The organism is Ruegeria sp. BG9 (assembly GCF_056538305.1).
In genome coordinates this window covers 186,906-213,738 of the sequence record NZ_JBQFSY010000002.1, presented here as the reverse complement: position 1 = coordinate 213,738, position 26,833 = coordinate 186,906, and the positions used below count along the sequence as shown (strand labels likewise).

The window sequence follows — 26,833 nt, the reverse complement described above, 5'->3', positions numbered from 1 at the left end:
AAATCCACCAAATGTGCTCATAATGTTCTTGCGGCTAGGGTAGCTCCCAGCCATAATGACAGAAAAATTCCCAGCGAAGCGAGCAGAGATGACGGACTTTGAGATCCTTCTCAGGAAGGCGGGCTATTCGGTACCCCAGGCAGCAGAACACCTCGACTATTCTGAGAGCCACATTTATCGCTGGGTCAGAGGTGAAGAAAAACCCAGGGACGGTGTCATTCGTTTGCTGGAGTTGGAAGTCGATCGACGGAGCCCACCGAAAAACAAAGGTGGCTTCACCTTTATCGATCTGTTTGCAGGGATTGGTGGCTTGCGCAAAGCTATGGAGGGCGCGGGTGGGCGATGTGTGTTTACCTCCGAATGGGATAAATTCGCCCAACAGACCTATCTTGCGAACTTTCCCGACAACCGGCCGATCGCAGGCGATATCCGGGAGGTGGATGCGGCAGCAATCCCTGAGCATGACGTTCTGGTGGCGGGTTTCCCCTGTCAGCCTTTTTCAATTGCAGGTGTTTCAAAGAAGAATGCGCTTGGCCGGCGACACGGCTTTGATGACGAGACACAGGGCACATTATTTTTTGACGTTCTAAGAATCCTGATGGCGCACCGTCCGGCAGCTTTCCTGTTGGAAAACGTCAAGAATCTCAGAAGCCACGATCGGGGCCGGACGTTTGAGGTGATCAAGCGCAAGTTAGAGGATGAGCTTGGGTACAAGCTTCAGACACGGGTAATTGATGCGGCACACTATGTGCCCCAGCATCGCGAGCGGATCGTAATGGTCGGGTTCCGGGAAGACGTGCCATTCTCCTTCGATGATATTGCCCTGCCAAGACGTGGACACCGCGTTATGAGGGACATCCTGCACCCGGAAAACGGTCTGGAGACACCGGAAAGGCACTACACCCTAGGCGAAAACGCCGTTGTGAGTGGAAAATATACCCTTTCGGACAAACTCTGGCAGTACTTGCAGGACTACGCTGCGAAGCACCGCGCAAGGGGGAACGGGTTTGGGTTCGGGCTCGTAGATGGTGAAAGCATCGCCCGAACTCTTTCGGCCCGGTATTACAAGGATGGATCGGAAATTCTGATTAGCCGTGGTGAGGGGAAAAACCCGCGGCGCCTGACGCCGCGCGAGTGTGCCCGACTAATGGGCTATGGCGAAGATTTCCGGATTCCTGTTTCTGACACCCAGGCCTACAAGCAGTTCGGGAATTCGGTGGCGGTTCCGGTGTTCGCTGAGGTTGCAAGGATCATGCGACCGCATATCCTGTGGCTGACAAAGAACCAGACGGAGACACTAGGCAGAGTTGGTTGACGTTCACGACAAGGCGACCCGAAGCCGGAATATGGCGGCCATCAGGGGCTTCAACACCAAACCCGAAATCATAATCCGCCGGGGGATACATGCCCGCGGTTTCCGTTTCCGACTGCATGATCGAAATCTTCCAGGACGCCCTGATCTGGTATTCCCAAAACACCGGTCTGTACTTTTTGTTAACGGTTGCTTCTGGCACGGTCACGGCTGTCATCTGTTTAAGTGGCCGACCACGCGCAAAGAGTTCTGGCGTCAAAAGATTGGCGCCAATGTCGCGCGGGATAAAGTAAGCAAAGAAGCGTTGCACAATGCCGGTTGGCGTGTAGGGATCATCTGGGAGTGTGTTCTCAAAGGACGTCATCGACGTCCTGTCAGCGATGTTCTGGATGACGTCTCCGATTGGTTGAAGACGCTGGATGGCGATCTCATTCTTGAAGGTTTGCTCGAAAACCAAACATTGGGGGAGTCGCCGTGAAATTCGGTGTGTTGGCGGATATTTTTAAGGGGGCCGGTGCCAAGATTCTTACCGAAGTCGAGATAAATCGCCAGCGGTCAAACCAGCACGAATTCCAAGGTGTTGGTGGTTTTCGGGCTTTCCTTGGCGCGCCTGCCCAAAAGGAAACGTTTCAGTCGATCTTTTATTGGTTGGAAGATGATGAAGACGCGGAACCGCCACGTTTGGCTTCCTTTTGCACATGGAGTGACGTTCGGCGGGGCAAGGCAGGCCGAAGCCCTGAGTATCACCTCTACTACGCAGCGAATTCCGAGCCTGTAGTCCATCGGGCCCGGGCAGGTGATCAGGTCGTAATTGCCAGGAAACAAGATGACACCCTTTTGGTGCTCATCACACCTGATGGTTCAACGATCGGCCAGCAACTGCTGTGGCTATTTGGGCTGGATCTTTTTGAAGGGAGATCCGTCGCTCACCGTCTCGACAATAATAACGCAGTTGAACTTGGGTTTGCGGCTCGACGCGTTCTGGCGGATTTGGGCATTGAGATAGAAGATTCCGAACCAGACGCCTTCGATCTGTTAATTGATAGGTGCGGACGGAAGTTTCCCGGAACCGTTTCACTATCATTATTCGCCCGGGAAACCCTAAAAGATGTTGATCCGAAGCTTGATCCAGACGGAGCGCTGGTTGCCTGGATGGAACACGAGGAAGCGCTATTCCGCCATCTCGAACGTGAAATCGTATCTGATCGGCTGAAAGCGGGCTTTACGGAGGGGGATCTTGCCGATGTGGAAGGCTTCCTGAATTTCTCGCTTAGCGTTCAGAACCGTCGGAAGTCGCGCGCTGGCTATGCCTTCGGGCATCATGTGGAAGCCATCCTGCAAGCTCACGCAGTCAGCTATGCACGTGAAGCAACCACAGAGAAACGGAATGCTGCAGATTTTCTTTTCCCCGGTGAAGGCGAGTACGCCGACCATCAGTATCCAAGTGATCAGCTTGCAATGCTTGCGGTCAAAACAAGCTGCAAGGATCGCTGGAGGCAGGTCCTTGCGGAGGCTGATCGGATTCGGACCAAACATTTGCTCACACTGGAGCCTTCGATATCGAAGTCGCAGGTTTCTGAAATGCAGAAGCAGGAGTTGCAGTTAGTTGTGCCAACACCACTTCACACCACTTATCGCGATGATCAGCGGGGTGCACTACTTGACGTAGCGGGTTTTCTGAAAGTGGTGTGCGAGTTTCAGGGTCGCCAGAAACTACTCATTTGAAAGTCGAAAGTGGGCGGAAAGTGTGAATTCGCGGCACCGCAGCAGGAAACTGTGGAAGCCGCGAAAGCGGACCTTCGTCACCGGGGTCTCAGGATTGTCTTGCTTCGGGACAGTGATTCAGAAATCCGGACATTCGCTGTTGATGTGAGATGGATTCCGGAAACTCAAGAAAGCTGACCTCTATCCCGTTGCGTGAAACAATCGCTTTGGATCCCAAGTCGCCAGATTGGTACTGTATGTTGTTTGACCAGCAGCACTTCTGGACAACTCTACGGTAATGAGGCTGTCATTTTCGGAAGCTGGGCTTAGTTCAAGTGCCAAGTAATCAAAGAGTGGCTTCTCGTGCACAGCGATGACCACTTGTCGTTCCTTTTGTCTTGTCAGCGTCCTCAAGAGAGCCGCAAACTGGGCGATGTGAATGTCATCCATGTTTTGAACTGGGTCATCGAGAACCAGCCAAGGCAATGTAGGTGGTGCGGAAAGATGCAGTGAAAGAAACAGCGTTAGTGCGGCAGTGTTGAGGTTTCCCGCGCTCAACATGGCTTTGGGATTCCCTCCGTCAGCACTCCCTCTGTAACTTGTTCTCAGGTCAGCCTTTACCGGCCCGGAAGTTGTATCGGGAAGTGCGAATACAGGAACGAATGGTTCTTCCGGGGCCAATCGAACAAAAAGGTCTTTCCAGATTGAGTTTAGTGACTCGTTGAAGACCTGTTGCACAATTTCCGTCCTAACTGAGACAGCGCTTTCTGAAAGGCGCTTTAAGCTACTGCGTAGATCATCGACCTTTTTGAAAGCGGCTTGGGCAGTCGCAACTCGGCTTTCAATCTTCTCCAAACTGGCTTTTGCAGCTTTTGTGCTCTCATCTAAGTTTTGCAGCTCACGTGCATGCCTTATCGCGCTCTGACGGTGTTGTTCACTACTCCTCAGCTCACCTAGCTGATCATCGACAACTCGCTTACATCGCTCCAAAATGTCGGCGGTAGAATCTTCGAGCTTGATGTCAGTCAGCTTCAAGTCGGCCGCAAATCTATAGCTGGACTGCCTTACACCTTCGACCGTTTCAATATCTTGCCGTAGCTTAGAAAGGTGTGCTGTCGCTTCCCTAACTCGTTCCGTGCAATGGTCTCCGGTTTTGGCATCGTTCTCCGCATCCACAAGCTGACTCTCAGCACCTCTCAACCGTCCAGCACGCGAAACCAGCGAATTCCTATCGACGTTAGATAGAGTGTTCGCCGCGTACTCCTCGAGTAGTTCTGTGGCCTTCTCAATCTCGCTTCGCGCCTGTTGGCGCTCCATCGATACCGATTGGAGCTCAGCAGCGGCAGAAGTTAGAATGGAAATGTGTTCGGACAGATGTGACTGTAGCGATCTTTTTGAAACCTCTCGAAAATCTCGGTGGCAAACCGGACATTCGTCATCTTTCACAAACGGAGAGACCGCAGACAATGCTAGAGCAAGGTCGCTTGTGCTCGAACTAAGGCCCTCTAGCCTGTCACCTAGTCGCATCGACCTTTCAGTAGCCTTGTTTAAAGCAGATTGCGCAGCAGTGGTTTCTCTGCGGGCAACCTCATCCCTAACCAATCTGGCTTCAACCCGCGATAGCTCAGCAGAAATCTCAGTCATTGAAGCCGCGCGAAAGGACTCTCGGCCCACACGAGCTGGGCTTGGTGTGTTAGGTAGAAATGAGGTTACAATTTCTACCAACTTCTGGAAGCGGGGCTCGTTAGCTGCTTTCCATTCATCAAGATCGGATTTTGCATCCGCAAGTACTTTTTCAGCCTCTGCAATGTCGTTGCTGCCGATCTCAGAAATTCGTCCAAGCAAAGATTGAGCTGAAGCAAGTTCACGTTCAATTGCCATTAGGCGCGTGAATTCGTTTTCCTGGCTCAGAGATACTTCGAGAATTTGAAGTAGGACTTCTATCTCCACATCTTTGTTGAAACTGAACGGCCTCAAGCTCTCCCTGAGGCTGTCGGATACGCTAGTTCTGGTCTTGAGAAGGTCGCCTAGCGTCGTTCGTTGCCGTTGTTCGCTTTCCTTCAGCCTTTTCAACTCATCTTCGGCGTTCGAATACTCTGGCACAGATTTTCTAAGGCGCGCCTTGTGCCCGGCAGGTTTCAATCCTTCAATTACATTGTCCAAGACCTCCAAACCTAGGAGTTCTTTTACGAATCTGGTCAAAGCGTTTTCACCATCTCTGGCGTCGCTCACCTCATAGATTTCAAGCAAACGACTGAGTGTAGTTTGAGCAAGAAACGAACGCTCGGAAAAAAATCTTGAATGATCCGTGTTCAGCAGATGAATGCCATCAACTTCACCTGACGACGAAATCTTGAGATTGGCAGGGCTGCTATAGGTATCTTTATGTCGGCATTCGATGGAAACACTAGCCGTAGTCGCATCATAATGAACGAGATCTTTTTTGTAGTTCTTCTCGACACGGCTCATTGCTTGCACGCCTCCGGTTAGACCGAACTCTAGTGCAGACAAAAAGCTGGTTTTACCGCTGCCATTTGGTCCATGGATCAGCACGACCGATGCATCTAAGTCCAAATCGATGAGTCCATTCAGGCTTCTAAAATTTGACGCACGAAGCTTTGTGATGCGAGAAGTCACTCTTGCTCCTCCCAAATGGGTGCCAATGCATCGCTCACGAGATCACGCACTTTTGCTTCTACCGACTTGCTGCCTTGTTTCGCTGTTTTTGCGAGGTTCTGGATATCTTTCGGTAGTTCCTTAATCTTTTCACCAAGCGCAATGGTTGGATCGCTCAGAGCCTCCGTGGTGTCGAATTCGGCCAGAGGTAGCAGCACTGCCAACCAGTTTGACAAGTTGTTTTCGTCAGCTTCTTCGGAAATGGATCCGACAGGCAAAACGCGACAGACAGACTTTAACTCATCCAGATTAGCCACCGATGGGCGCGGACCAACGATAATTGTAGTGATCGAATTGTTTGCCCGTGAAACATCTAGCGCCCGCGCGACGCCCAAGACGCTGACAACAATCTGTTGATCATCGCACAATGCAGTATCTACGACCAGTATCAGGTCACTTGATACGCCTTGCTTGTCTAAAACAGCAGGGAACTCAAACTTGATCCGGTTGATTGCTAAGGGTGTTGGCAAGCGCCGATACCCACTCTGTTCGAGCAACTCAACTACCCTTTCGACTGGTCCCAAAGTTGTCATGGCATGGTTTCCAACCTGAATCGTTCGGTTAAACCTTCACCGTTTGTTACGTCGTCGAGCATTGTCCGAATACTGGTGCGTCTGATGCGGCTTGTTGATGCTCTTGCAAACGATCGTTTCGGGGATCTCTGCAACCTATCATATATTGGTTTTGCGTGTACAACGATGGCATCTTGAGCGTCATGTAAGTGTCCAGATTCAAATAAGTGATGTTCCGCACTTGAATCCGTAACGACATACAAAGGAGTGCGCCGGTCGCCCAGGCTCAGGGTAATCATACCAGTTCCGACACCGTTCTCAGGCGTTGTGGCAATCTCCCATAGACCGTTTTCGGAGCCAGCGCTAATGATTGCAGCAGCTACAGCCGCTTCTGGCAAACCACTGTTCCTCATGACTTGCGAGTCTTCAATGTTTCGCACGGAAGTTTCGGTAATGGGCTCATATTTCATTGGATCTTCGGGCAATCGCCCCTCAATCAATAGACTTTTGCACTTAGTAATCTGACTCATCAAAGAAAGCACGAAGCCGAGAGTATCCTTATCACAACCAGCAGCAACTGAATTTCTCAACTCATGAATTTTAGTTTCCACCCATTCTTTCAGCTCTGCGGGAACTCCATCAGATAGCATAAATGAAATCCGGGTGAGTTTTCTCTCTAACCCATATAAGAGAAGCGCAGGCAATAGCTGGGACGCGTATGATCGGACGAGCACGTTTTTTTGGATTTCACCCCGAGTTTGCCCGGAATAGTGCTCGCGAAAAACATTACCCAACAATGCGCGTTGATCTTCTCCAATCTCATTGTTCGAGAAAACGCAAGCAGGCCGCTCTCCTGGCCAGTTCCAAGCCAATTGATTTTGAGCTTGGGCGAAAAGACCGCGGATGTTGAAATCTTGCGCGGACAATCCGAGCATTAGAGTTGGATTCTCCATGATCGTCGTTACTAAGTGCTGGACAACACCTTGGTTTCTTGGTTCGTCACGCCAAGTATCTATCTGAACTTGCCTTCCGACAATGTACTGACGATACGTGTCCGAGCTCTGAGCGGCCCGAACTGCACATCCATGGAATTTTAGTAGTTTTGCGCGGAACTCACTTTCTTGCAGATCTTCAGACCTAACGCACACGTCGATCGCGCAAGCACCTGCGCTGGTCACTTCCACCGCTTTCTCAACCAACCCGTCCCAGTTCGCTGAGGCAAGTTCAGACACCATGCCTTCTCTTATGAGGGCGGCCAATGCAAAGTGCTCGGCGGAAGGCTCTACATTTGGGTTTGCATAGGTGCCAACTACATCAATGCCTTCCCAAACAAGCACGTCATCGGCTTCACCCGCTACGTCAATGTTCAGAAATTGAGCATATTGATTAGTAAGTCTCTGCTGTAGAACGCCCGCTATGGGCCATTCTGATGCAGGCAACGCAAAGTTGACTTGAACTCGCTCATCGTCGTTTAGGGCCGCAACGTTGAAAGCTCTCTCAAGTGCTTCCATGTACGGGCACCCACAGTTCTGTTGGTCAATACGAGAGCGAAGGAATTCCAAAACCTTAATGACGAGTTCGCCCAGCATCGGGAATCGCGAGCGCGAGATCCCGGATCCCAACCAAAATGCGTACCGGCCGTCAGCAACTCCCTGTGCGAATTGCGGGAATTCGCCATCCAAAAGCTCTAAGGTCTGTAAAACAGAAATGGATCCGGCGTCTGGGCAATCATCCAAAAGTATTTGATCCCTATGCAATTGATAAGAATTGGAATTTTTCTCCTATCGACGATAAACGGCGAATCCTCACTTCTCAAGCGCAATCTAAACGTGCACGGGTCCACATGAATAAGATTGTCTACCGTCACCAAACTCAAGTAAGCGGACAAAATGACTGATAATTCCAACAACAAAATGTTCGCCGGGTTGACTACTGGTGTGAAGCTCGAGCAGTACGCGCGTTCCATGCTAAAGCAAGTCATGTCGATGGACGACGGATCTCAGCGAGGTGACGTCATGCAAGAGCGCGCCCATATCGGTCTTGAACCAATGCTGTTGGCGCTCGCCATGGAGTTCGCGCTCAAAGCTTGGTTTGTTTGGGATCACGATAGTCACGACCCAATTAGAACGCACGATTTGGCAAAACTGTTCGATGCGTTACCAGCTTCTAGTCAGAAAACACTGGATGCAGTGTTCGATAAGAAGGTTGCTCCCTTTCATTCCCAAAGCTGGTTTATGGAGTACAGTATCAGAGACATACTTGAGCATCACGCAAATGCGTTTGTTGAGTGGCGCTATCTGCACGAGAAACGAGACAGGGGATTGAGCTTCGATTTCTCAACTTTTGTAGCGACGCTCGAGTTGGTTCTGGACGAGTTTAGGAAGCGATACGAAACACGGAAAATCAGCCCACAACGTTCACATTTTTAAGTGTTAACCCTGTTTGCGCAACTTGGTCTGGGGGTCCTGTATACCACTTCAGCGCCTTCAAATTGACCTAAGTAATTACTTTGTATCCGTAGCGGATGATTGCCCTAAAATGCTGCGCTGTGCATCAAGGTCCGGTTTGACGGGTCGCGATGCAACATCACCCTGCCACGGCCAACGGCAGGAAAGGGCCGTCCTTATCTTCACTTTCTTATCCAGCCCGCAACATTCTGCGGCTGCTCCAATGGCGGTGGTGAGCCCAAAGTGACAAATGCTGCAGCTTGTACCGATGTCCGCTTCCACTTTAGCGCTAGGGGTCGGTCCTCAAAGTCTCTTGCTTTGCAACATACAAAGCACTTCTCGATAAGACCTATGCAAAAAGTGGATCTCTGATCGGGGATTTTGGCTATGCCGGCGGCAAATCGAGTCGGTTCCTGGTTGCTACACAGGTCAACTATCGCGCTAGCATGAATTTGAGATGTTTCTACAGCCTTAATGACGGGCTAAGCATGGCTAAAATATTTCTGGTTCTGCCGAAATCACCTAGCGAATGTACTAATTTCGAGTGGCGTCCGTGCGCCTACAGTCCTGGTCTGATGTAATTCAGGATCGAATTCATCCTGACAATTACTTTGCGGATCACGTGCGTTGCCGCTGCTGAATCAGTGTACATCGCCGCCAAACCGGCTGCGCCCGGAGGAATCGATGCCAGTACATCAGGGTCGTCCGGAATAATGGTAACGATGAAGGGCTCGCTTACGATCTCCCCAGCCTGAAAGACAGTTCCGCTGACTTGAGCTTGTCCCTGTGAAGAAATATCGAAGATCGTATCCACCGTGCCGGTTACCAGCTCTCCCGGTCTGATCTTGAAGGCAATTTCAGCAGGTTGACCTGGCCGAAGATGGCGGAGGTAGATCTGATGTACCTGAACGACCAAGGCTTTTTCAGCAGTGTCAACGAACACTCCCGCGGGCGAAAACGGGAACGATACCACTCTTTGACCTTCTGTGATGGCAAGGTTGTTCACAAAGCCTTCCGAAGGAGCACGGACAATTGTCTCTTGCAGATTCCACTGCGCCTGATCAAGCGCCGCTTGCGCCTCCGCAAGCTTAGCGACAACGCCATCCGGTGTGAGGGCATCGAGTTCGACCTGTGCCCGAGACACGGCCGCCTGTGCTTGATCAACTGAGCCTTGTGCCGCTTCGAGATTGGATTGACGGGTTTCAAGCCGATTTTCCGAAATAGCCCCGCTTTCGACAAGCCTACTATCATCCTCAAAGCGTGATTGAGCCAAGTCTCTTTGCGCAATTGCCTGACGCAGTTGCGCCTCGGCGGACGCAAGGTTCTCACGGTCCTGCCGAATTTGTGCCTCGACACGTGAAACAGTTGCTTGCGCTCGTTCAACCGCAATTTCGAAGGGTTCCGGATCAATACGGAACAACACGTCACCCTCTTGCATCGGAACATTCGGTTCTGCCACGACCTCGACAACCTCGCCAGCAACGTTAGGCACGATTGAAACTGCTCTGGTTAGAACCTTGACCGGCCCGGAGGGTGCACCCCACTGCATGGGAATGAAAAGGAAGATGAGCAGGATAACCATCCACCCAATGGTGGAAAGCCACGTCGCCTTGGAGTTTGGAAGAACCTTGAGTTTTACAAGAATGAAAAGGACAGCAACATATATGAGGGTCAGGAAGACAATCATGACGCGCCTTTCGACCGAGCACTGGTTTCAGCTTCGGTTGCTGAATTCGTTATTGTTTGCAGCGGCGACTTTGTGAATGCCCAAATCAATGCAAGCGGCCAAAATATGCCAAAAGTAATCGCTCCCACCCAGCCAGCGACATTGATCGCATCTGCTTGGGGATGCTCGCGTTGCTTCGCGATTTTCCCCGGTAACATTGCCAGGATCACAAATCCTACGATGGCTGTGAGGATCAGTATGACAAGCACGACCCACGCAAAAATGTCCAAGCCGCTCACTCTAAATGCCTCCCTGTATTAGCTGTGCCCACCGAGCTATGTTGGTCTAATTCGCCGGAACAATTTCCGGAACACGGTAGGCTCGAAATTCTTCGACATCCGGTCGATATGCCCGAAGCAGCAGGTTCCAACCGTCTTCGGGTGTGAAGGCGAAGTTGGGAGCAAGTGCGCGACAGTCCTCGCCACCGAATGCAACGTCAAACGAGCCGTCGTCGTTGCTGACAACGCCCTGGTTTGAGCTGACGATGCTATCCGTGTCCGACATCAAGTATTTCTGCGGCCCATATACCGTGATGGAAAAGAATGCATCGACCGGCACTTTCGGGAAAGTTGCAGTGTAGCAAGCGCCTCCCACAGCGTTTTCAGGACCACCGATAGCGTACATTGCGTTTTCGTCCGCTGACAAACCCCAGGCGCCTGCCGTCACATAGGTGAAATACTCCCAGTCCTCAACATCGGCGACCCGCTTCTGCATCGCACCGAACGATGAAGGCAGCTTGGAATACTCAGCCAGCAGGGCGGCGCGCACCCTTTCAAGCACCTCCGCGTCAAAGCTCGGCAGATCATTCTCTGGTGCGGCGCCAGAGATTACATATTGTGGCTGAAGTTCTTCTGTCACAACACGCACATCATCTGCCGTAGCATCCGTTCCGGTCCGAATGCCAACGGCAACGAAATCGGTCTCGAAATCCTCGGACGAAAACGTGTATTGGCCGTCCCCGTACAGGTAGAACGGCGTCATGTGGTCTTCCGTAATGATCTGGATCGATAGAAACCGGTCGCCCACATCTGGCACATCCAGCGTAAACCCCTGTCGCGCGTTAACGATTGCAATCGAATAGATCGTGTCGTTATTTGGCGAAACGACCCAGCGGTCGTCGGCGGTAGACAGGTTCGTGAAGTGAAAGAATTGGTTTATGCCAGAGCGGCCCATGAAGTTCGCGAAAAACGCCCGGCTATCTGCGTTGATGTATTCGGCGGCGCTCATCCCGTAATCGTTCGGATCTGTGGACCAGCCGGAACTGTCTATGTCCGGGATATCCGCTAGCACCGTCGGTACGATCAGAGTGCTGCACAACAAGGCGGCTGTAATCTTGTGGAACTTGCTGGATGCGCTTTTCATTTTGTTTCAACCTCGACTGTCAAGTCAGCGCCGGGAACCGGAACATAGGCGCGAAGGACGCCATAAAATGGCGTTCCGGTCGGAATGCCGTTCTGCCCCTCGCCGGACGGGCTGAGCGTTACGGTATAGGTGCCGTCTTCATTCGGCTCGGCTGTATAGCTGGTTTGATCATAGATGCCCTTGTCGTTGGGGATCAGCAGTTTGTTGGCGGACGCATAGACCGTAACGGAGAAATAGCCGCCTTCTTCGACGATGTTTGCAGGGACTGTCAGAACGTAGGTGTCTTCACCGTTGAACGGCTGGCTGTTTTCGTCAAACGCAAGCAGGCCGTACCTCACCACGTTGGACGGCGTGCCAAGCTGTCCTTGGAACACGCCGACCGCAGCGTGAATCTCGCCCACATCGCCTGAAACCGACCCGAATATCTTGTCGGTATCTACAAGTGGCACCGCTGTTTCGATGAGCGTCAGTGCCGCCGCCTCGGTTTCAGGCGAAAATCGCTGCACGTCGCGGTCCATGTCACCCTGGCCGCCTTCCATCACAATCTCGCTGCTCAGCGCCATGACCTCGTCAAGATTGTCGACGACGACCATGCGGCTAAAGGCAAGCCCTTGGTCGGTTTCGAGAGCCAATTTGTGGAAGTTGCCCTCGGGCAGGGATTGCCCGGGTCGGTACAGCAGGATCGGCAAATCCGGGTTCACGATGACGCCCGGTATGTTGTGCTTCATGTCGAAAATCGACACCGAGAAGTAGCGGTCGTATTGCGGCGTGTGGATGATCGCTGGGCCTTCGGACAGGCTGAACCAGTTATAGCCGTAATTTACCGTCGCCTGGGGCGTGATCACCGTGTCATCGGTGGGATCGACGAGTCCCGTGAACTGAAAGCTGCCCGGCTCGTTGGTTTCGAGCCAGCGCTGCATCATGCGCACCTGTTCCTGGTTGGGATACTCGCGGATATAGTTTTCGATGGTGTCCTGAGCAAATGCAGGAACAGCAAAGAACGGCAGAAACAATATCAGATTGCACAGCTTGCGTATCAACATGTCGTTTCGTACCTTCTTGATCCAGTGATTTCGAGTTTATCACCTTGAACGTAACACTGAGCCAATCTAGGTCAAACTTCTGGGGATTGGGTGCTGTTGTGACGCACAATTCATACGGGAGTTGTATGTCCGTAGAAAACGGATGAGTTTGACGTGGCCCAAAACCCTTCAAGAATGAGCCTTTGTCTCACCAAGTTTCGGCACCATTGTTGATCATATACCGCCGCCTTCGACTGGCTTCCCCAAAAGTGGTCGTTGGCAAACTTGCGGCGAATGGCCGTTTCGTCCGCAAACTGTGAGCTCGGCCTTGTCAAAACGCTGCTCTTGCAGCGAATGACCGCAAAGCGGGCTGCGACCGCAGAAATTCGATGTGGTGTTCAAAGTCGGCTCTGGGCCGGCAATCCAACCACCCAAGCCTCAGACCGGTGGGCGCAGCTCGTGCCAATGAGTAAGTTTTTGAAACACGTCTGCAAGCTTCAGCAGTGAGGTCTCTTTATAATGGTGTCCCACTATTTGCAGTCCAATCGGCATACCCTTTTGTGTCTGGCCACAGGGCAGACTAATTGCTGGGTGGCCTGTAAGATTAAACCCGCATGTAAAGGGTATCAAACTTGCCAGTTCCTGTGTTGGGTCGAAGTCTGCCAGAGGCATCGCAGGGCGTGGTGTTGTCGGTGTCAGCAAAGCCTGCGCGTCAGCTTCCTTGAGTGCGTGAGTTAGTTCCTGCCGCAACTGCGATCGGATTTCTATAGCGCTCAGCAATTGATCCTCGGGAATTTCCAGACCAGAATCGATCATTTCCGCGACCGCTGGCGAGAAATCATCTCGACGCTTCATTAGAGCGTCAGCATTGGCACATGCCAGCTCTGTCGCAAAGAATGTGACGATTGCGTCCACAGCCAATGGCAGCGTTGGAACGTCAATTTCAACAACTTCCGCGCCTGTTTGGTGGAAAACGTTGCACGCCGCTGAAAATGCGGCTTTGGTTTCCGAGTCGAGGTCGTAGGCTTGGGCAATCGCCTCTAGTGTCGCCGTTCCAAGAACTGCGATATTGTCTGCGGGGCGTGGTGTATCGCCATATGCCGCTCGGCTCTGCAAGGTTGCTTTATCCCAAGGATCTGGCCCTGCAAGTATGGGCAGAATCCGGGTGATTTCGGCGGCGGACCTGGCGATGATGCCAACATGGTCAATCGATGGGGCTGACGCCTGACGCATTACGCCCTGAGAGCTGATCAAGCCCCAGGTTGGCTTCAGGCCCGTTGTTCCTGTCATGGCTGCCGGTATGCGAACAGAACCTGCAGCATCGGTGCCAAGCGCAAAGCGGGCAGATCCAACGGCCACCGAGACGCCCGCGCCTGCACTCGATCCACCGGGATAGCAGGTTAGGTCCCATGGGTTACGTGTTGGTGGCTGATCCAGTCCGCAAGTCAACTCGTGCGCGATTTGCGTTCCGACCAGTATACCTCCTGCGGCGCGAAGCCGTTCAACCACTGCAGCGTCTTTTGAGGGAACACGGTGTTCATAAGCTTTTGAACCTCCGGATGTAACCACGCCCGTCACGTCGAACACCTCTTTTACCGCGAATGGCCATCCTTCAATCTGGGGCTCTTGAGGGCCAACATGGATGTCAGCCGCACCGGCCTGAGCGCCAGAAATCAGCAGATGTCTGTATGCGTGTACTTTGTCATCAGTGCGAGCCAATGCGTCCAGTGCGTCTGAGAGCTGACTGCTGGTGGTAACGGACATGGGTTTTCCACAGCTCCTTGTTGGCAATCAATTCAGTTACTAAGCAAATCGCTATTCGGTCCTAAGTCTATTTAGGCGCTTATGAATCAGCCGTGCCTTCAAGCTCATCCAGCAGCTTGTAATCTGTTGGCGGATCGTCACAAATGCCCGGTCCACATTCCAGAAGCGCTGAACCGACGTTGAGCGCAGCCAAAAGTAGGATCAGGAAAAACACCGCTTTGGCCAACTGGCTGCCGCCGAACCTTTCGGTTGCTCTCACGTCCGACGCTAGGTCGTATTGCTTTTCGAAAACCAGCATGATCGCGGTGCCAAGGATCACCAGACCAAAGGCTATTCCGGCCCATGTATAGAAATGTAAACCAAGTACAGGCGAGCCATAGTGACCTGTGCCTGGGACTATATGCAGCAGAATCTGGCGGATCGAAACGCTAATGCCGAAGATCGCCGCGACAAGAACTATTCCATAGTTTCTTGCGCGCGTACCCCACAACAGGTTCAGCCCCAGACCAAACCCGACGGCCACAAACCCAACACGTTGCAACAAACACAGTGGACAAGGCAGCTCGTACAATACGAGTTGAAAATAAAATGCAAGAACCAAAACAAGGCAAACCGCAAGGGCACCAAGCGCGTTCATGTTTCGAGCAAACTCAGGTGACATGCAAAGACCTCACAGTTGGATAGAAAGTGGGGTCGTAGCGTGAAACTTAAGCCAGTACGTGCTTATCAAAAGTGCAAGCACGAAGATGGCGTATGACGACCTTACAAGCTTGAAATACGCAAGTGCCATCGCGCTGGCAAAAAGTGCAAAAAGCAAAGCAATCATTAGATGCTCCTTACCGGATCGAAGGTGTCCGTGGTGACCAATGTCTATGAACTGAACCGGTTCCAGAGATTTAATCAAGCCTGTAGCGATCGTTTGAGTCGCACTATATTATCGACACTGACTACGCGTTGAAATTGCAATCTCAGCGAATGACCGCAAAGCAGGTTGCAACCGCAGCATCTATGAGTAAGGACGAGTGACCGGTTTGGGCCGCGAGTTACAACACACTCTGGAGCTGGCGATGTACCAGAAATCGGACAATGCTGTCACTCTGTCGCAAGTTGAAATTTGAGGAAGGTCGCGCCGTCATAATCGACTTCGCCAACCCGCCAAGCACCAAGTCTGTCGAGTGCCCGCAGGTTCGTGCGTGACGGTGGTAAAAGGAAGGTCACATACGGGATGCGTTCATCGGAAATTGCAAAGTCGATCGCCTTTCGCGAGATGCGCGGCCCGAGGCCAAACGTGTCGGGCCGCAAGACCAGTCCGAAATCCCACTCGACTCCTTCTTTTTGAAATCCACCCCAGCCGACATATCGGTCATCGGACAAAAATGCCCAATGCCCAAGTCCATCACGGCGCCAACACTCTTCCTTTTTGGCGACAAACCGCGCCACTGTCTCGGCATTCCAAGTAAATTTCAGAAGCGGCATATGCTCGGCCACACGAGGGTCGGACATGTGCGCCAAGATTTCGGCTGGGTCGATTTCCGACAATCGGACGAATTTTATTTCAGATCTCATTGCGGCGTCTTTCGATGTGCTCGTCGCTCATTGTCCTCTGAACGCGATATTTCAACAGCCAACTCTATGCCTGCTGTCACGCTGCGACATAGGCATTCAGTTTGTTGCCATCCAGATCCCGGAAATACCCTCCGTAGAAACCATGATCTCCGCGCGGACCGGGGGGGCCCTCATCTGTTCCGCCAAGTTCGAGGCACTTGGCGTGAAGCGTATCGACGGCTTTTCTGTTGGTCATTTTCAAAGCGACCATCACCCCGTTTCCAACACTTGCCGGTTCCCCATTGAACGGACAAACAAGGCATAACGCAGGCTCGGCCCTTGAGCGGCCCCATGCGGCCATATCGCCGTGTTTCCAAAGGCGGTTTGCGCCCACACTCGAAAACAAGGCGTCGTAGAATTTCAGCGCGGCCTCGAAGTTGTTGGTTCCGAGGGTAACATATCCGATCATGCTTGATCTCCGTAATTCTGTGGGCGTCATTTTCAACTTTAAGCCCGGCTACAAAGACACCTGGGTTGCTGCGCCAGACCGCCTTGCAAGTAAGGTCGAGGCCGGACCATGGCTCGGAATTGCCCGCACTTCAAAATTTTCGAAACGCTCGATTGCCTGCATCAATCGGGAGCGGGACATAAATCGGCCGGTCCCGCGAAACAAAAGCGCCTGGCGCATGAGGCTTCCGGCAAGACCACGGGCAGGCTCGTCCGCGCAAAACGCGAGACAAAGCGCGCCGCCGGCTCGAACAACCCTGCAAAGTTCAGTCAAAGCCAGATAGGGATCGGGGACGGTTTCCAAAGCCCAAGCACAGGTCACAAGATCGAAGGTGCCATCCTCAAACGGCAGGGACTCCAACCGTCCTTGTATCTTTGGCACGGGAATGTCGGCGCAGCGTGCAAGCATCGACGCGGACGGGTCGAGAAGGGTCATCAAATTCGGGGGCATACCCTCGGCAATCAATGCACGTGCCAGATTGCCGGTGCCGCAGCCAGCATCCAAAAAACTCGAATTCGGCGACGCAAGTGCACGCACAAGGCCTTCCAGGGCGGCCTGCGCCTCGCCGCCTGCATGACGCAGCCAGCGATGATGAAGTTTGTCATAGCGAGGTGCGAGTTTGTCATAAAGATCGACCGCATCGTCTAAAGGCGTTTCTGCCAACATCTCTTTAGTCCTATTACTCATTCATAGTGTCCGCGGTGCGCACACGTTTTTTACGAAGAACTTGCGTCGGATTGCGGCGCGGTGTGTTCGTGCTCGGGCCACGTCCATGCAGTCCAGAGAATTGCCATTAGAGCCACGATCTCGATAGCGAGGTGGAAGGTGTCATCCATGTCGGTGGGGGCCGAGGAAAGGAGTGTACCCGTCGTGACGATCACTGCAAGGAAGGTGACAGGGCGACCGATCCTGCGGGTTAGCAGGAGCGAAAAGAGCACCATCGCAATCGGCACCTGGACGAGGAAACCGCCGAGAAGCATCAGCCCTTCGGTGATCTCGATGCCGTTATAATGGCCTGTCAGCAGCATCTCGATATGGGACGCGAGAACAAACTGGTGAATGTCGCGAAAGATGATGTTGAGCAGTATGAACAGCCACAGGGCCGACAGAAGAATACGGGGATCGAGCCGTCTCATTTTGGTGCCTTCTTTCTGTGTTTCTGGAGTTTGCCGGTGTCAGGCCGGGAGCACGATTGGGTTCAGATCACGGCACCGGATGTGCGCGTTGCAAAGGCGCGGGGGATCAGGAGTTCCGCAATCGCAAGGTTGATGGCCCACGCCCCAACCATCAGGAGGTCTCGCGAAAACCCCGACGGCTCAGTGTCGAAGAGGCCCATCGTGACCAGAAAGAGCGCGGTCTGCGTTGAGGCCCCTTGGCCGATGGCATAAGCGCGCAGCATCGCAGCGCGGTGCGCAGCGACGTTTCGCGACCGGATCGCGACGACGGCCCATGCGATGAGGGCGATCATCGCGAGGCTAAGCGTGACCCTCGCCCCATAAAGCAATGGTCCCTGCAGGGCGTCGGGAAATACGTAAGCTACGGTCATCCATAGCCCGGTAAGCGCGCTGACGCATCCCGCGGCCGCCACGATCCGCCCGAGGTTCCTGTGCAAGGCGGGGCGGTAGCGCCTCAGGCTCGGCAGAAACTGCACAGCCCCCACAAGGCAGAAAACTGAACTGCCGAGGATATGCAATGTTATCGGGAGGGGATCGATCACCGCACGCGGGTTCGGCGGTATGATCGCCGGAGCGCCGAAAAGTTCCGGAATCCGGACCAGCCCGACGACTGCCGGAATGAAAGAGTAGAGGAACACGAGGGCAAGGAACGCCCATTCGCGACGGCTGATAAAGTACATGCTTCAGTCTCTCAGAATAAGGTGTCGGTCTGCCTCAGGCGGGCTTGCGGGCGACGATAAAGGGGCTCAGTCGGTTCTTTCCGAAGTACCGCGTCTGCTCGATTTCGAACCCGGCCCGGATCAGGTGCCGGGTCAATTCAGCGCGACTCAAGATGATCACATTAGGCGCGATCCGCAGGGCCATGAGCAAACGAACCATGGCTCGCATCCAGCGCGGCGCGTCCTTCAGACAAACCGTCTTTGATATGAAGTGACCGCCGGGTTTCATTTGGTGGAATACTGAATCCAGCACGGTCGGCATGTCATCCACCAGGTGAAGCAGGCTGAACGCGCAAGCGACCTCGAACGGTTGGCCAGGAATGTGTTGCGCCGCCTCCGCCTGAAGAAATTCTGGTGTTCCCGCGGCATCGCCACCTGATCGTGACCGGGCGATCCGGATCATCTCGGCAGAGAGGTCGGTTGCGGTCACATGAGCGACGACAGGCGCGATCTTCCTGGCTGTGCCGCCTGTGCCGCAGCCGATTTCAAGAACGCGATCGGTCGATCGAAGAAGCGCAGTGACGCATTCCAGCTTTTCTTCGTAGGCGGTGACATCGGCAATAGGTTTCTTGGCGTACTTGGGCGCATGCCGGTCCCAGAAGGCTTGGGCAGTCATGTCGGTTTCCTTTGCGCGTTGCACTTCAGGTTTGAAGCGGCGCGGATGCGCCAGTCGTAAGAAACTGCGGAATGCATTGTGTCGCTTTCGATTGCAGAGACCGGGCCGATCTCGTTTCGCATCCGGTATCATCCATGCGCTCATAAAAGGTCGATTGCTTAAATTCGTCCACCTGCTATACGCTCATGAATGAACTGGCAGGCCGTTTCCTTCGATTGGAACCAGGTACGCGCCTTCCTCGCGACAGCGGAGGAAGGCTCGTTCAGCGGTGCGGCGCGCGTGCTGAAGACAACGCAGCCGACGATAGGGCGGCAGATCGGTGCGTTGGAGGAGGCACTTGGCGTCACGTTGGTAGAACGCAGCGTCCGTGGTCTTACCTTGACGGAAGCAGGGCGCGACCTGATTGATCACATGCGCACGATGGGCGAGGCTGCGACGCTCATCTCGATGGTGGCCGACGGTAAATCTCAGGATGTCACCGGAGAGGTCACGGTCACGGGAACGGACCTCTTGTCAGCAGCGATCCTGCCGGGCGTGCTCAAGCCGTTGAGACAGATGGCGCCGGGCATCCGCGTCCGCATTCTCGCGTCGAGTGAGATGCAGAATTTGACGCAGCGCGAGGCGGACATCGCGATACGCCACGTCCGCCCAGATCAGCCGGACCTGATCGCACGGCACTTGGGCGACTTTCGCGCCACTCTCTATGCCGCGACCGACTATCTCGATCGTGCAAGCCGCCCACGGACACCGCGCGATGTGGCCGCACTCGATTTCGTCGGCAATGCCGACCCCGAGCGGCTAATGGCCCCACTGCACAACATGGGCGTGCCCGTTCGTGCAGAGAGCTTCGTGATGTCGAGCGAGAGCGGTGTCGTCGCATGGGAATTGGTGAAAGCGGGCTACGGCGTCTCTATGCAGCCCGAAACGTTGGGCGAGGCTGAACCTGGCATAGAGAAGGTCTTGCCGGATTTCCCTTCGCTTGAGTTTCCAATCTGGCTGGTCACCCATCGGGAGTTACAGACCAGCCGCCGTATCCGGATCGTATTCGACCTGCTGGCCCGGGGTCTGTCAGACGTTGCGAAGCGCCGAAGTGGCGGCGATTGACATGTGTAAATGCGCCGATCCCGGAGCAAGTGAGGTCGCGTGGCAACAATTGAAGCTGCGGTTGCAAGAGTTCGTTTTGTCCGATGAGTGTACGCTAATGTTGGAAATGCTGCGCAGTTGATCAACGTCCGCTTTGTAGAAGCTGCATCGCAGCGACGTCTGTCGCTATAGAGGGCAGCTTTGGGCCGGAGCATTTTTGCATCAGGCATCCGTCATATGCTGGACCAGTGCGGTCAGCTGTCTGTCGCCGTAGCCATCGTCCCAAGCCGTTTTGGTGCGGTCGTGCATCAACTGGATGAATTCAGCGGGCGCCTTAAGTGAGTGATAGGTCTTCAACGCGTCCTCTTGCGCCATCGCGTAAACCTTCAGGGAGGCTTCCGCACTGTCGTAATCCTCAACCGGAACAGTTCTGGTAAAGAGGTCATGGTAGTCATTGACCAATTTGATTGTAGCAGGGAGTTGGTCGACATAAACCTGCATCGGGATGCCCGCTTTCTGGCAGACAAGTGCACCGTAGATCATTCCGAACATGAACCCCTGCCGAACCGTGAAGAGGCCGGCAAAGAGCGCGGCAAGTGCCGCTGGTTTCTCTCCAACATGGGCGGACTTTCCACCCAATTCTCTGATGATATTGCCATAGCGGCCCCAAGTTCCGGCACTGCCCACCGTAAGGATTGTGGTTTCGTCACCACCAATGCCGGAAGGGTAGGCATTGATCATGCCCAGCATGTAGCCAGCCCCTTTTCCCTGAAGGATAGCGACCAGTCTATCGGCATCCGAGGTATCGCCCGTGCTCATGTCACAGATGGTCTTTCCCTCGAGCGAGACGCTTAGCCCGTTGACCAGTTCAATAGTCTCTCTGTGGCTCTTGACACAGATGATGACAAAATCAGACACCGCAATGGCATCATTCGGTGAAGAGCAGATCGTGGCTCCAGCCTCGGCAAAAACCACTGCCTTTGCCGACGTGCGGTTCCAAACGCTGACATCGTGGCCTGCCTTGTGAAAGCAATGCGCTAGTGCTGAGCCCATATTGCCCAGTCCCAAAACAGCAATTTCCATAATGTTTGCCTCGTGTGGTCGCCAATGAATTAATGCACCAGCATGCGGCGGCACCGGAGGATCACATAGTTGTAAATTTTTATGTATTGTTAGATGATCTTACTTATGGATTGGCGCGCGCTTCCCTCTTTGACATCTCTCAGAGCCTTCGCCGCTGCTGCCGAGTTTCGAAATCTGACCCGGGCGGCAGAGGCGCTGAACGTGACCCATTCCGCAGTCAGCCAGCAAATCCGCGGGCTCGAACAACATCTCGGCACTCGGCTTATCACACGTACCCGACACGGCATTTCTCTGACATCGCAAGGCGAATTCCTGTCGGCTGGCCTGCTTAAAGCCTTCGCTGAAATGGCCTCCTTGACCGAGAGCATGTCGAGTGCAGAGTCGGTTCGACCGTTGGTGGTCAGTGCGACTCCGATGTTTTCAAGCGCGTTCCTCATGCCGCGTCTGTCGACATTTATTAACGAATTCCCCAATATCGAATTGAGGATCGATTCAACGATCCAGGCTGTCGATCTCAAGCCGGGCGGGGTTGATATGGCCATCCGATACGGAACGGGTCGCTGGCAAGGGCTTGTCTCGCAGATACTGCTGCCAGGCTGTCTAACGGTCGTCGCGTCCCGCGAACTAATCGGAAACCGGGTGCTCACGAATCCCTTAGAATTGCTAGATTTCACGCTTCTTCAGGAGCAAGCGTCAGTCGAGTTTGACCTGTGGTTAGAAAAGGTCGGAGTTGCGACTGACGCCGACCGGAGAGTTGTCCGCGTGCCGGGCAATATGCTGCTGGATGGCATCCGTCGCGGTGATGGTATCGGGGCGACGGTCCCGGCTTTTGTTTCTGACGAGTTGAAGTCGGGACAACTTGTGGCGCTGTTCGACGATCCAATACCTCAGATCGGCTACTACCTTGTCACTTTGCCCGGCCCGGTTCGACCGGCGGCAAAGCTGTTCATGCAGTGGCTCTCGAAATCAATTACCGAATATGAGAAAAGCCTTTTCCGATGGACGCCTTCTCACTTGCTGTAGGCAATTAAGAGCACCGACTAGAGTCAAATTAGGTCTGACTTGCCGTACATGACTGTGCGAACAGTGCGTAAATTGGTGCCGGATATGGTCATGTTCCCGCAACTTGGCGTTCATAATCCGCGCCATCATACCAACCGAGCGATTTGGTGACCTTCAGGTTGTCGTCTAGGTCCCATTCTTCCCAGCCCGAGAAACGAACGTGGTTACCGGTTTCTTTATGATGGCCTTCGAAAGTCCACGCATAGACCATGTGGTGATCGGCGACGAGAACCGTGTCTAGGTTAAGAACGAGGTCTGGGAAGTCAGCCATAAATCCCGCCGCCATGTCGCCAATCTCGGTCCGGCTCTTCATTGGCTCGCCACCGTTCATTATCATTAATGTATGTTCAGCATATCTTCCCGCGACATCGCCTGACGCCCGGTTTGTCCAAGCAGCGCAGTGATCTTGTGCCATGCGGCGGGCGGTTTGCACATCAGGTGTCATCTATATCTGCATGTCCTAAAAGTCGCGAAAATATATGGTTGCAGAAACGTTAATCGGACCTCTCAAAGCAATCAAGTTTGCTTAACATCGCTTCTCAACGACGGCAGGCTTGTTCGCCTCACGGCCATCCGCTTGTTGAAATTGCGGCGTTTTATACGAACGACAGTTCTCGGAAAGCCGATGGGTGAACTCTTAGAGATATCTAATGTCGGCTGTGGGCCGTCGACGAAGACGGCCCTGCGAAGTTAAATTTCAATGGCTTCAGCGATGGCCAGAGCATCCTCTAGTTCAACACCTAGGTACCGGACTGTACTGTCCATCTTTGTGTGTCCGAGAAGTAGTTGCACTGCCCGAAGGTTGCCCGTCTTTTTGTAGATCTGGGTGACCTTTGTTCTTCGCATTGAATGAGTACCGTAAGCACTCGCTTCGAGACCGATCGAAGTGACCCACTCGCGGACGATCCGCGCATATTGGCGGGTTGAGATGTGCAGTCGCTCATGGAAGCGACCTGGCCACAAATATTCTGACCCGACCATTAGCTCATCCTCCATCCATTTCTCAACGGAAGCTCGCGTACCTTCGGAAACCTCAAAGCGAACAGGTTTCTGCGTTTTGCTTTGCAGTACCGAGGCACGTTCCTTGATTTGACCAGATGCCATCACATCGACGACTTTCATCTTCACGAGATCGCACCCCCGCAGCTTGCTGTCGATCGCCATATTGAACAGCGCTAGGTCGCGGTGGTTCTCGGCCAATTCAAGTCGAACACGGATCGCCCAGACATGCTTTGGCTTCAGCGGTCGTTTCTGACCCACGATGCGGCCCTTGTTCCATGCGGGGCGAAGTGCGCGAATGGCTGGTAGGTTTGGTGTTTCCATGACTGATCCTCCGATCCGCCATGCCCTCCCAAAACGACAACCCGACGTTGACGAGGCACCATATCACGGATTGCTGCGCAGCCTCTGAGGTCCGGAAGGAGCCCAACCTGTAAGTTCGCCTCAATGACACACGCACGCTCACAGCATGATTATTGCTGCATCTGCGAAGTTCCTAGCGCTGCGAGGTGACAGATAGACCAGCCATTGGTACGCAATGCAGTGAAATTAGACCGGGCAATCCACACGTTGGCAGAATGGATCCTACCCGCATCCCCAGAGATCGGCACTGCGCCGACATCTTCTTTTTACCGTTTGTTTGAGGGCCGGTATCCCATTGCCTGTCTTTGGGAAACGCTGCTTTTTCAGCGGGCCGCTGTGAGCTGATAGAAATCAAATCGTTCGAGCCGAAATTTCGACGACTTAGAGCGTTGAAAAATAGGAAGAACGCGGGCCTTTCAACCCAAGCACGTCACAGAAATTGAATGTCCAGCTCTTAATTTCCTTCAATTGTCCACTGCTGCGACCAACGTTCCAGCTCACGTAGAACGGCGTCCAGAGACTTCCCTTTTTTTGTGAGAGAGTATTCGGTTTTTGGCGGCACCTCCGCATAGACTTTGCGGTGGATGACCCCATGGTCTTCCAACTCACGAAGCTTTCGCGTCAGGACGCGTTGCGTAACATCGGGCATTTCGCGGCGCAATTCGCCATACCGTTTGGTTCCCGATTGCAGCGTGTGGAGTATCTGGCATTTCCATTTGCCACCTATGATCTCAATCGCGACCTCGGCTGGGCAATGGTGATCGGTCATGTTCTGCTTTGCATCATTTGCCATTCCGGACCTCAATTATGATACGCATCACAGCTTTGGAAGAAAGCATGGCAAAACCTTGCTCCACATTTTGCAACAGATGCCTACGCTTATTTGCACAGAATTTCCCCTTGGTATCCATTTGGTTCCTACTAACATCAATCGTAGGTAGATGTCATGTTGTTACGACAGTCAATGAAGCGGCCCGATCTGATCCGGGAAATCTGAAAATTCCAGATGACAGAAAAGGCCTTCTACCACTGCACCCCGCCGAACCAGACAGGAGGCCCCATGAAACCGAACTTCATTATCCCACTCGCCACAGGCGCGCTTTCTCTTGCGCTTGCAACCGGTGCAGCCGCATCTGACAACCCACAATCCACCACCGTTCTTGAGTTTGCGGATGCCAACACCTTGTTCGTTGCAGATTCCGATGGTGCAAAGATTTACGCATATACGCTGCCGGATGCCGTTCCAGCCACAGAATCTCGCGGCTATAACCTCATCGGGCTCGGCGCGCAGATCGTCGAGCAGTTGGGGGTGAACCCCTTTGCGATCAGCTATCACGATATTGCCGTGAACCAGGTCTCGAAGGAAACCTACATTTCCCTTTCGATCCGCGCAGGCGTTGAGAAATCCCCAATGGTCATCCGGGTCGATCAGGATGGGACCATTGTTCCACTCGACCTTGCGGCTCTGAACAGCACATCCTTCGCGCTGAGCGATACCCCGGATGATAGCGTGACGTTCTGGCGTGACATCCCGGCTTCGACCTTCACTGTCACCGATATGGATTATGTCGACGGCTCGCTGTTTGTGGCGGGGCTATCGACGGGGGAGTTCGCCTCGACCCTGCGGCAGGTGCCGTATCCGTTTGACAGCAGCGCCGCCGCTTCCAGTATCGAGATGTTCCATACGGTTCACAATCAGACCGAAACCCGCGCCCCGATCCGCGCGATGAGCGTAGTGGACCTGAACGGGACGCAGACCGTTGTGGCGGCCTATACCTGTACGCCATTGGTCACGATCCCTTCGGCTGATCTGGTCGATGGCAGCCACGTCATTGCTAAAACTGTCGCTGAGCTTGGCTATGGCAATACCCCGCTTGAGGTGCTGCATTTCACCGCGCCCAATGATGAGTTCCAGCCCGAAGAATATGTGCTGGTCATCAACAAGGAACGCGACGCCGACCTGATGCGCGTGACCGACCTAGCGACCGCATCGGAAAGCGAAGGCCTGTCGCAACCTGTATTGTGGGGGGATGCCGGTGTGGAAACCACAGCGCGTCCGTTGGGCGCCGTGTTGCAGGCCGATGATCAGGATGAGCAGTATCTACTGACGCTGAAACGGAACCTCGATACCGGCGACGTTGATCTGGTGTCGTTCCGCAAGGGCGCTTATTTCCGCCTGAATGACTTTGTGAGCGAATACAACTTCCCTGATTACGCCTATTCCGATGAGCAGGAGTTCTACCGCACATTCCAGAACCTGCTGAAAGCGGATGCAGGCTATCCTGATCTGCAAAGGTAGGATGCAGATGCGAAGCCTGATTGTATCTGCGGGCGTCGCACTGGCCGGTTTCATATCGGCCAGTGGGATTGCACATGCCTGTGAATACGGCAGTTCGCCGACAGCAAAGGTTGAACAGGTGTATCCGACAGTGGACATCCTGCCCGAGAACCTGCTGCGTTTTTATATCTACTTCTCCGAGTCCATGGCACGAGAGGGGATATGGAACTCGGTCGTTCTGTTGGATGCGGACGGGGAAATCGTGCCCGGTGCGTTTATCGAAAACAAATTCGACCTCTGGTCCCCTGATGACAGGCGCCTGACGGTGCTGTTTGACCCGGGTCGCGTCAAAACCGGTTTGGTGGCACATAATACATTGGGCCGGGCACTGGAGGCAGGAAAGAGCTATACTCTACAGGTTCGCGCAAGTGCCGAGACACGCAACGGATGCAGCATAGCCAGCGACTACAGCAAGAGCTTCGATGTTGCTGACGCTGATTTCGACGCGCCTGATTTGGCCGCCTGGGAAATCATCACTCCTGCTGCGGGCAGTAAAAACTCCCTGCGCGTGGTTCTGGACGGCCCAACAGACCACCTGTCACTGGCCTACCGCATTCGGGTCAAGGATGCCGAGGGGAGTTCTGTACGCGGTACATTGCGTCTTGGTGACCAGGAACGGGAATGGGTGTTCACGCCGCAAAAGCCGTGGGCCAAGGCACCACATCAACTCGAAGTGAATACAACGCTCGAAGACATCGCTGGCAACCGCCTGACCGGATTGTTTGACCGTCCAGTGGTAAAAGACGGCTTTAGTGAGCCAAGCTCCGAGGTGGAGATCCTGACCTTCACCCCGCATCTGAATTGAGAACTGACGCAA

The 26,833-nt window shown here is 53.6% G+C and carries 29 protein-coding genes; 9 read left to right on the top strand and 20 right to left on the bottom strand.

The features are described from left to right. Positions 1-88: 88 nt before the first annotated feature. Genes dcm through ACR0I8_RS04650 form a run of 3 tightly spaced genes read left to right on the top strand, consistent with a single transcriptional unit; the run spans position 89 to position 3,037 of the window. A complete protein-coding gene (gene dcm, locus ACR0I8_RS04660; RefSeq protein ID WP_170689648.1) occupies positions 89-1,315 on the top strand; it encodes a DNA (cytosine-5-)-methyltransferase in 1,227 nt (408 codons plus the stop codon). Further along, positions 1,308-1,790 (top strand): DNA mismatch endonuclease Vsr, encoded by a 483-nt coding sequence (locus tag ACR0I8_RS04655; RefSeq protein WP_170689448.1) that lies wholly within the window; start codon positions 1,308-1,310, stop codon positions 1,788-1,790. Before dcm ends, ACR0I8_RS04655 begins: the two co-directional genes overlap by 8 nt. Next, the gene (locus ACR0I8_RS04650) at positions 1,787-3,037 is read left to right on the top strand and encodes a type II restriction endonuclease (protein ID WP_170689449.1); all 1,251 of its coding nucleotides are present in this window, start codon (positions 1,787-1,789) and stop codon (positions 3,035-3,037) included. The genes ACR0I8_RS04655 and ACR0I8_RS04650 overlap by 4 nt, the downstream gene beginning before the upstream one ends. Before the next feature lie 180 nt (positions 3,038-3,217). Here the strand turns inward: ACR0I8_RS04650 and ACR0I8_RS04645 are convergent, their stop codons facing one another. The 3 genes from ACR0I8_RS04645 to ACR0I8_RS04635 are packed head-to-tail and all read right to left on the bottom strand — an operon-like array spanning position 3,218 to position 7,715. Further along, positions 3,218-5,653, bottom strand: a complete 2,436-nt coding sequence (locus ACR0I8_RS04645) for an AAA family ATPase (protein ID WP_480702801.1) — start codon at positions 5,651-5,653, stop codon at positions 3,218-3,220. Further along, a complete protein-coding gene (locus ACR0I8_RS04640) occupies positions 5,650-6,225 on the bottom strand; it encodes a hypothetical protein (RefSeq protein WP_480702799.1) in 576 nt (191 codons plus the stop codon). The genes ACR0I8_RS04645 and ACR0I8_RS04640 overlap by 4 nt, the downstream gene beginning before the upstream one ends. Next, on the bottom strand, positions 6,222-7,715 hold the full coding sequence (locus ACR0I8_RS04635; RefSeq protein ID WP_480702797.1) for an SIR2 family protein: 1,494 nt from the start codon (positions 7,713-7,715) through the stop codon (positions 6,222-6,224). Before ACR0I8_RS04635 ends, ACR0I8_RS04640 begins: the two co-directional genes overlap by 4 nt. Positions 7,716-7,831: 116 nt before the next feature. Between ACR0I8_RS04635 and ACR0I8_RS04630 the strand changes: the two genes are divergently transcribed. Together ACR0I8_RS04630 and ACR0I8_RS04625 are read left to right on the top strand one after the other, a co-directional pair. After that, positions 7,832-8,101 carry a hypothetical protein gene (locus tag ACR0I8_RS04630; protein ID WP_480702795.1) on the top strand — a complete coding sequence of 90 codons (270 nt, stop codon included), beginning with the start codon at positions 7,832-7,834 and terminating at the stop codon, positions 8,099-8,101. Further along, positions 8,094-8,633: a hypothetical protein gene (locus ACR0I8_RS04625; RefSeq protein WP_480702793.1), complete on the top strand. Its 540-nt coding sequence runs from the start codon at positions 8,094-8,096 to the stop codon at positions 8,631-8,633. The genes ACR0I8_RS04630 and ACR0I8_RS04625 overlap by 8 nt, the downstream gene beginning before the upstream one ends. A 577-nt stretch (positions 8,634-9,210) precedes the next feature. On the opposite strand, the gene ACR0I8_RS04620 is transcribed toward ACR0I8_RS04625, so the two are convergent. From ACR0I8_RS04620 to ACR0I8_RS04560, 13 genes are all read right to left on the bottom strand, one after another. Further along, positions 9,211-10,338: an HlyD family secretion protein gene (locus tag ACR0I8_RS04620; protein WP_170452290.1), complete on the bottom strand. Its 1,128-nt coding sequence runs from the start codon at positions 10,336-10,338 to the stop codon at positions 9,211-9,213. After that, positions 10,335-10,616, bottom strand: a complete 282-nt coding sequence (locus tag ACR0I8_RS04615) for a DUF3302 domain-containing protein (RefSeq protein WP_170452293.1) — start codon at positions 10,614-10,616, stop codon at positions 10,335-10,337. The genes ACR0I8_RS04620 and ACR0I8_RS04615 overlap by 4 nt, the downstream gene beginning before the upstream one ends. A gap of 46 nt (positions 10,617-10,662) precedes the next feature. After that, positions 10,663-11,739 carry a DUF1254 domain-containing protein gene (locus ACR0I8_RS04610; protein ID WP_170452295.1) on the bottom strand — a complete coding sequence of 359 codons (1,077 nt, stop codon included), beginning with the start codon at positions 11,737-11,739 and terminating at the stop codon, positions 10,663-10,665. Then, entirely contained in the window at positions 11,736-12,782 is a 1,047-nt protein-coding gene (locus tag ACR0I8_RS04605) for a DUF1214 domain-containing protein (RefSeq protein ID WP_170452297.1), read from the bottom strand. The genes ACR0I8_RS04610 and ACR0I8_RS04605 overlap by 4 nt, the downstream gene beginning before the upstream one ends. Before the next feature lie 417 nt (positions 12,783-13,199). Then, complete coding sequence (locus tag ACR0I8_RS04600; protein WP_170689460.1) at positions 13,200-14,525, bottom strand: amidase; 1,326 nt, start codon at positions 14,523-14,525, stop codon at positions 13,200-13,202. A gap of 79 nt (positions 14,526-14,604) precedes the next feature. Beyond that, positions 14,605-15,186, bottom strand: a complete 582-nt coding sequence (locus ACR0I8_RS04595; protein ID WP_170687411.1) for a disulfide bond formation protein B — start codon at positions 15,184-15,186, stop codon at positions 14,605-14,607. Positions 15,187-15,195: 9 nt separating this feature from the next. Continuing rightward, the gene (locus tag ACR0I8_RS04590) at positions 15,196-15,351 is read right to left on the bottom strand and encodes a DUF5993 family protein (RefSeq protein WP_480480247.1); all 156 of its coding nucleotides are present in this window, start codon (positions 15,349-15,351) and stop codon (positions 15,196-15,198) included. Positions 15,352-15,617: 266 nt separating this feature from the next. After that, complete coding sequence (locus tag ACR0I8_RS04585; protein WP_170410345.1) at positions 15,618-16,091, bottom strand: GNAT family N-acetyltransferase; 474 nt, start codon at positions 16,089-16,091, stop codon at positions 15,618-15,620. A 76-nt stretch (positions 16,092-16,167) separates the two neighbouring features. After that, positions 16,168-16,539, bottom strand: a complete 372-nt coding sequence (locus ACR0I8_RS04580) for a VOC family protein (RefSeq protein WP_170689461.1) — start codon at positions 16,537-16,539, stop codon at positions 16,168-16,170. Between the two features lie 48 nt (positions 16,540-16,587). After that, on the bottom strand, positions 16,588-17,244 hold the full coding sequence (locus ACR0I8_RS04575) for a methyltransferase domain-containing protein (protein WP_170689462.1): 657 nt from the start codon (positions 17,242-17,244) through the stop codon (positions 16,588-16,590). Positions 17,245-17,294: 50 nt separating this feature from the next. Then, positions 17,295-17,714, bottom strand: coding sequence for a DUF6326 family protein (locus ACR0I8_RS04570; RefSeq protein ID WP_480702789.1), 420 nt, complete (start codon positions 17,712-17,714; stop codon positions 17,295-17,297). Positions 17,715-17,776: 62 nt separating this feature from the next. Then, positions 17,777-18,433 (bottom strand): DUF2306 domain-containing protein, encoded by a 657-nt coding sequence (locus ACR0I8_RS04565; RefSeq protein WP_170689463.1) that lies wholly within the window; start codon positions 18,431-18,433, stop codon positions 17,777-17,779. Between the two features lie 34 nt (positions 18,434-18,467). Beyond that, positions 18,468-19,088, bottom strand: a complete 621-nt coding sequence (locus tag ACR0I8_RS04560) for a class I SAM-dependent methyltransferase (protein WP_170689464.1) — start codon at positions 19,086-19,088, stop codon at positions 18,468-18,470. Positions 19,089-19,277: 189 nt separating this feature from the next. On the opposite strand from ACR0I8_RS04560, the gene ACR0I8_RS04555 reads away from it, so the two are divergent. Continuing rightward, positions 19,278-20,192 carry a LysR family transcriptional regulator gene (locus ACR0I8_RS04555; RefSeq protein WP_170689465.1) on the top strand — a complete coding sequence of 305 codons (915 nt, stop codon included), beginning with the start codon at positions 19,278-19,280 and terminating at the stop codon, positions 20,190-20,192. 201 nt (positions 20,193-20,393) lie between these two features. On the opposite strand, the gene ACR0I8_RS04550 is transcribed toward ACR0I8_RS04555, so the two are convergent. Further along, entirely contained in the window at positions 20,394-21,308 is a 915-nt protein-coding gene (locus ACR0I8_RS04550; RefSeq protein ID WP_480702787.1) for an NAD(P)-dependent oxidoreductase, read from the bottom strand. A gap of 51 nt (positions 21,309-21,359) precedes the next feature. On the opposite strand from ACR0I8_RS04550, the gene ACR0I8_RS04545 reads away from it, so the two are divergent. Next, complete coding sequence (locus tag ACR0I8_RS04545) at positions 21,360-22,277, top strand: LysR family transcriptional regulator (RefSeq protein WP_170689467.1); 918 nt, start codon at positions 21,360-21,362, stop codon at positions 22,275-22,277. Between the two features lie 88 nt (positions 22,278-22,365). Here the strand turns inward: ACR0I8_RS04545 and ACR0I8_RS04540 are convergent, their stop codons facing one another. From ACR0I8_RS04540 to ACR0I8_RS04530, 3 genes are all read right to left on the bottom strand, one after another. After that, positions 22,366-22,761 carry a nuclear transport factor 2 family protein gene (locus tag ACR0I8_RS04540; protein ID WP_170689468.1) on the bottom strand — a complete coding sequence of 132 codons (396 nt, stop codon included), beginning with the start codon at positions 22,759-22,761 and terminating at the stop codon, positions 22,366-22,368. Positions 22,762-23,006: 245 nt separating this feature from the next. Then, complete coding sequence (locus ACR0I8_RS04535) at positions 23,007-23,639, bottom strand: tyrosine-type recombinase/integrase (protein WP_170689469.1); 633 nt, start codon at positions 23,637-23,639, stop codon at positions 23,007-23,009. A 493-nt stretch (positions 23,640-24,132) separates the two neighbouring features. Beyond that, positions 24,133-24,471: a winged helix-turn-helix transcriptional regulator gene (locus ACR0I8_RS04530; RefSeq protein WP_170689470.1), complete on the bottom strand. Its 339-nt coding sequence runs from the start codon at positions 24,469-24,471 to the stop codon at positions 24,133-24,135. 267 nt (positions 24,472-24,738) lie between these two features. Here ACR0I8_RS04530 and ACR0I8_RS04525 point away from each other — a divergent pair, with 267 nt between their 5' ends. Further along, complete coding sequence (locus ACR0I8_RS04525) at positions 24,739-25,977, top strand: hypothetical protein (RefSeq protein WP_170689471.1); 1,239 nt, start codon at positions 24,739-24,741, stop codon at positions 25,975-25,977. A gap of 7 nt (positions 25,978-25,984) precedes the next feature. Continuing rightward, a complete protein-coding gene (locus tag ACR0I8_RS04520) occupies positions 25,985-26,821 on the top strand; it encodes a hypothetical protein (protein ID WP_170689472.1) in 837 nt (278 codons plus the stop codon). Positions 26,822-26,833: the final 12 nt, after the last annotated feature.

What these genes read in the sequence shown, in the direction of transcription:
- ACR0I8_RS04630 (WP_480702795.1), top strand. Translation starts at nt 7,832, where the DNA reads ATGCGTACCGGCCGTCAGCAACTCCCTGTGCGAATTGCGGGAATTCGC.
- ACR0I8_RS04620 (WP_170452290.1), bottom strand. Translation starts at nt 10,338, where the DNA reads ATGATTGTCTTCCTGACCCTCATATATGTTGCTGTCCTTTTCATTCTT.
- ACR0I8_RS04555 (WP_170689465.1), top strand. Translation starts at nt 19,278, where the DNA reads ATGAACTGGCAGGCCGTTTCCTTCGATTGGAACCAGGTACGCGCCTTC.
- dcm (WP_170689648.1), top strand. Translation starts at nt 89, where the DNA reads ATGACGGACTTTGAGATCCTTCTCAGGAAGGCGGGCTATTCGGTACCC.
- ACR0I8_RS04625 (WP_480702793.1), top strand. Translation starts at nt 8,094, where the DNA reads ATGACTGATAATTCCAACAACAAAATGTTCGCCGGGTTGACTACTGGT.
- ACR0I8_RS04610 (WP_170452295.1), bottom strand. Translation starts at nt 11,739, where the DNA reads ATGAAAAGCGCATCCAGCAAGTTCCACAAGATTACAGCCGCCTTGTTG.
- ACR0I8_RS04585 (WP_170410345.1), bottom strand. Translation starts at nt 16,091, where the DNA reads ATGAGATCTGAAATAAAATTCGTCCGATTGTCGGAAATCGACCCAGCC.
- ACR0I8_RS04635 (WP_480702797.1), bottom strand. Translation starts at nt 7,715, where the DNA reads ATGGAAGCACTTGAGAGAGCTTTCAACGTTGCGGCCCTAAACGACGAT.
- ACR0I8_RS04565 (WP_170689463.1), bottom strand. Translation starts at nt 18,433, where the DNA reads ATGTACTTTATCAGCCGTCGCGAATGGGCGTTCCTTGCCCTCGTGTTC.
- ACR0I8_RS04530 (WP_170689470.1), bottom strand. Translation starts at nt 24,471, where the DNA reads ATGGCAAATGATGCAAAGCAGAACATGACCGATCACCATTGCCCAGCC.
- ACR0I8_RS04590 (WP_480480247.1), bottom strand. Translation starts at nt 15,351, where the DNA reads ATGATTGCTTTGCTTTTTGCACTTTTTGCCAGCGCGATGGCACTTGCG.
- ACR0I8_RS04600 (WP_170689460.1), bottom strand. Translation starts at nt 14,525, where the DNA reads ATGTCCGTTACCACCAGCAGTCAGCTCTCAGACGCACTGGACGCATTG.
- ACR0I8_RS04520 (WP_170689472.1), top strand. Translation starts at nt 25,985, where the DNA reads ATGCGAAGCCTGATTGTATCTGCGGGCGTCGCACTGGCCGGTTTCATA.
- ACR0I8_RS04525 (WP_170689471.1), top strand. Translation starts at nt 24,739, where the DNA reads ATGAAACCGAACTTCATTATCCCACTCGCCACAGGCGCGCTTTCTCTT.
- ACR0I8_RS04605 (WP_170452297.1), bottom strand. Translation starts at nt 12,782, where the DNA reads ATGTTGATACGCAAGCTGTGCAATCTGATATTGTTTCTGCCGTTCTTT.
- ACR0I8_RS04545 (WP_170689467.1), top strand. Translation starts at nt 21,360, where the DNA reads ATGGATTGGCGCGCGCTTCCCTCTTTGACATCTCTCAGAGCCTTCGCC.
- ACR0I8_RS04575 (WP_170689462.1), bottom strand. Translation starts at nt 17,244, where the DNA reads ATGTTGGCAGAAACGCCTTTAGACGATGCGGTCGATCTTTATGACAAA.
- ACR0I8_RS04595 (WP_170687411.1), bottom strand. Translation starts at nt 15,186, where the DNA reads ATGTCACCTGAGTTTGCTCGAAACATGAACGCGCTTGGTGCCCTTGCG.
- ACR0I8_RS04540 (WP_170689468.1), bottom strand. Translation starts at nt 22,761, where the DNA reads ATGACACCTGATGTGCAAACCGCCCGCCGCATGGCACAAGATCACTGC.
- ACR0I8_RS04560 (WP_170689464.1), bottom strand. Translation starts at nt 19,088, where the DNA reads ATGACTGCCCAAGCCTTCTGGGACCGGCATGCGCCCAAGTACGCCAAG.
- ACR0I8_RS04570 (WP_480702789.1), bottom strand. Translation starts at nt 17,714, where the DNA reads ATGAGACGGCTCGATCCCCGTATTCTTCTGTCGGCCCTGTGGCTGTTC.
- ACR0I8_RS04640 (WP_480702799.1), bottom strand. Translation starts at nt 6,225, where the DNA reads ATGACAACTTTGGGACCAGTCGAAAGGGTAGTTGAGTTGCTCGAACAG.
- ACR0I8_RS04535 (WP_170689469.1), bottom strand. Translation starts at nt 23,639, where the DNA reads ATGGAAACACCAAACCTACCAGCCATTCGCGCACTTCGCCCCGCATGG.
- ACR0I8_RS04580 (WP_170689461.1), bottom strand. Translation starts at nt 16,539, where the DNA reads ATGATCGGATATGTTACCCTCGGAACCAACAACTTCGAGGCCGCGCTG.